General features: G+C 72.1%; 3 protein-coding genes. 2 read left to right on the top strand and 1 reads right to left on the bottom strand.

The genetic code is table 11. From position 1 onward, the window contains the following. Positions 1-68 precede the first annotated feature (68 nt). Positions 69-1,082, bottom strand: coding sequence for a Gfo/Idh/MocA family protein (locus KMS84_RS26985; RefSeq protein WP_256919050.1), 1,014 nt, complete (start codon positions 1,080-1,082; stop codon positions 69-71). Between the two features lie 196 nt (positions 1,083-1,278). Between KMS84_RS26985 and rfbA the strand changes: the two genes are divergently transcribed. Then, positions 1,279-2,148 carry a glucose-1-phosphate thymidylyltransferase RfbA gene (gene rfbA / locus KMS84_RS26980; protein ID WP_256919049.1) on the top strand — a complete coding sequence of 290 codons (870 nt, stop codon included), beginning with the start codon at positions 1,279-1,281 and terminating at the stop codon, positions 2,146-2,148. 57 nt (positions 2,149-2,205) lie between these two features. Then, positions 2,206-3,282, top strand: a complete 1,077-nt coding sequence (locus KMS84_RS26975) for a nucleotide disphospho-sugar-binding domain-containing protein (protein WP_256919048.1) — start codon at positions 2,206-2,208, stop codon at positions 3,280-3,282. The last annotated feature ends 43 nt before the right edge of the window (positions 3,283-3,325 follow it).

The raw sequence follows: 3,325 nt of genomic DNA, 5'->3' as shown, positions 1-3,325 counted from the left end.
GCCGGCGTCCCTGGGACGCCGGCCGCCGTTCCTTCTTTCCCCGGACCCGGTGCCTCACCGGCCCTCGCTCACCGGGTGCGCCCGCCCAGGGCGTGCGCGCGGATGTCCTCCATCAGCCTCGCCTGGCGCACCAGCTCGCGGTGGTGCTGCGCCCGGGCCGCCGGGTCGCGCACGGCCTCGTGGAACGTGGTGAACACGCCGAGGAACTGGTCCGAGGCCGGGGCGAGCAGCTGCGTCTCGCGGTCCTTCTGCTGTAGCCGCAGCACGGGACGGGCGCCGACCGAGGGCGTGAACGCCCACTCCAGGACCAGCCGCCCCTCGCTCCCCCACAGCTCGTAGGCCGACCGGTAGCCGTGGGACAGGCCGAAGGAGCAGTTCGCGCTGACGCCGTCGTCGTCGCCCAGCAGCGCCGCCCCGGCGACGTCCACGCCCAGGTCCGGATCCGACTTCAGGCCCGCGCCCAGGACCCGCGCCGACGGCCCGAGGTACTCCTGGGCGGCGCGCACCGGATAGCAGCCGACCTCCCACAGCGCCCCGCCGCCGAGGTCGGCCTGGTACTTGATCCCGCGCGGATCGGTCGGCGGAATGCCGAACGCGCCGTGATAGGAGCGCAGTTCCCCGATCGCCCCGTCGGCCACCAGGGCCTGCGCCTGCGCGTGCTGGGGGTGCCGCAGGAACGCGAAGTTCTCCATGACGACCAGCCCGCGTTCCTCGGCGAGCGCGACGAGCTCGCGGGCCGTCCCCTCGGCGGGCACCGCGGGCTTCTCCAGCAGGACGTGCTTGCCCGCCTCCAGCGCCCGGTGCGCCCACTTGGCGTGCTCGCTGTTCGGCAGGGGGATGTAGACCGCGTCGATGCCGGGCAGCTCCAGCAGCCGCTCGTAGCCCTCGACGGCCGCGCAGCCGGCGGCGGCCGCCGCGGTCGCGGCCTTCTCCCGGGAGCGGCTCGCGATCGCCGTCAGTCGGAACGGCGAGCGGCCGATCGCGGGGAGGGCTCGGCGCACGGCGATGTCGGCGCATCCGATGATGCCGATACCGGCCCTCTGCTCGGATTCGAGAACGGGCGTCAGATCTTCGATTTCCACAGGTCCACCTAAACGACGACAGTAAATGCGCATGCCTGAACCGGTATGCCGTCAGCCTGAGTAAGCAGAGCCACGGCTGTCAACAAAGGAAGCCGTGCGAAGGGGAGGGCGCCGACGAGCCTTTCGGCCGGGTGGTGGACGCCGATAAAGTGCGAGCACTGCCTAATTGGCACGAAGTTACTGAGGAGGCGCCACGGTGAAGGGCATCATCCTGGCCGGCGGCAATGGCACGAGGCTCCATCCGATCACTCTCGGGGTCTCCAAGCAAATGCTCCCGGTCTACGACAAGCCGATGATTTACTACCCGCTTTCGGCGCTCATGCTGGCGGGGATCACCGAAATCGAGATCATCACCACGCCCGAGGACTCCGAGATGTTCCGGCGGCTGCTGGGCGACGGGTCCTGGCTGGGCATCACGCTGACCTACGCGGAACAGGACAAGCCCCGCGGGCTCGCCGACGCGTTCCTGGTCTCCGCGGACCACATCGGGGACGACTCCGTCGCCCTGGTGCTGGGCGACAACATCTTCCACGGCTACGAGTTCGGGCCCATGCTCCAGCGGGCCGCACAGGACATCAAGGGCTGTGTCCTGTTCGGCTACCCGGTGCGCGACCCCGAGCGCTACGGCGTGGGCACCCTCGACGAGCAGGGCAGACTCATCGCCCTGGAGGAGAAGCCCGCCGATCCGCAGACCAACATGGCGATCACCGGGCTGTACCTCTACGACAACCAGGTCGTCGACATCGCCCGCCAGCTGCGGCCCTCCGAACGCGGCGAGCTGGAGATCACCGACCTCAACCGCGTCTACCTGGAGCGCGGCGAGGCCCAGCTGATCCCGCTGGGCCGCGGCTTCGTCTGGCTGGACACCGGAACCCACGACGCGCTCATGGAGGCCGGGGACTACGTCCAGGTGCTGGAACACCGTCAGGGCGTGCGCATCGCCTGTCTGGAGGAGATCGCCTGGCGGATGGGCTACATCGACCGGGAGTCCTGCTTCCGGCTCGGCAGCCGCCTCGCCCACTCCTCCTACGGCCGGTACGTCATGGAGATGGCCCAGGCCGGCTGAGGCCGGGCACCGCACCGCGCAGCCCCCGCGATCCCCAACGGAAGAAGTGCGACAGCCATGAAAATACTGTTCACCGTCGGTGGCAGCCAGGCGGCCGTCTTCGGCGTCGCCCCCCTCGCCGCCGCCGCCCGCAACGCCGGCCACGAGATCCTGCTGGCCGCCGACGAACCGCTGATGGCGGCCGCACAGTCCGTCGGGCTCCCCGCGGTCTGCATCACCCCCGAGCGGATGCGCTACGGCCAGGACGCCATGACGGCCGCCGGCCGCATCGACGCGCTGCTGGAGCTGACCGGGCAGTGGAGCCCCGACCTGGTCGTCGGCGGCCTGTCCCACGTCCCCCGGGTGATCGCCGCCCGGCTCAAGGTGCCCTACGTCCGCCACATCTGGCACATCGCCCCGATGGCGCGCCGTGACCGCACGGCGGTGGAGGAGCTCCAGCCGCAGCTGGAGCGCCTCGGACTGACCGAGCTGCCGGCGCCCGACCTCTTCATCGACCTGTGCCCGCCGTCGCTGCGCCCGCCCGGCGCTCCCGTGGCGCGGGCGATGCGCTGGGTCCCCCGGGTGAGCCAGCGCCGGGTCGAGCCGTGGATGTACACCCGTCCCGAGGGCCGTCGCCGGGCGCTGATCACGGCGGGCACCCGCAACCTGCTGCTGGACACCGCCGGCGCCTCGCTGAGCCGCCTGGTGGACGAGCTGACGGGGGCCGGGGTGGAGGTGCTGATCGCGGCGCTCCCCGAGGCCGCCGAGCGCTTCGGCGCCGAGCTGGGCGACGTGCGCATCGGCTGGATCCCGCTGGACGTGGTGGCCCCCACCTGCGACCTGGCGGTCCACCACGGCGGCGCCACGACGGCCATGACGCTGATCAACGCGGGGGTGCCCCAGCTGATCGTCCCCGACAACGGCTACGGCAAGGCCGTCGCGGAGTCCGTCAGCGGCTTCGGGGCCGCCGTGCTGGTGGACCCGCACCGGGCGCAGGCGGGACGGGATCCGGGCGAGGTGATCGTCGCGGGCTGCCGCGACATCCTCGAGGACCCCCGGTACAAGGAGCGGGCCCGTGCCGCGGCCGCGGAGAGCGCGGCGCTGCCGACCCCGGACGAGGTGCTGCGCGAGATCGAGGCCCTCGCCGCCCGCTGACGGCGGACCGGAGAAGGGGGACGGCCGGGCGGGTGCCCGGCCG

The organism is Streptomyces hilarionis (genome assembly GCF_024539675.1).
In the GTDB taxonomy this organism is placed as follows: Bacteria; Actinomycetota; Actinomycetes; order Streptomycetales; family Streptomycetaceae; genus Streptomyces; species Streptomyces hilarionis.
This window is presented reverse-complemented; position numbering and strand designations above follow the sequence as displayed.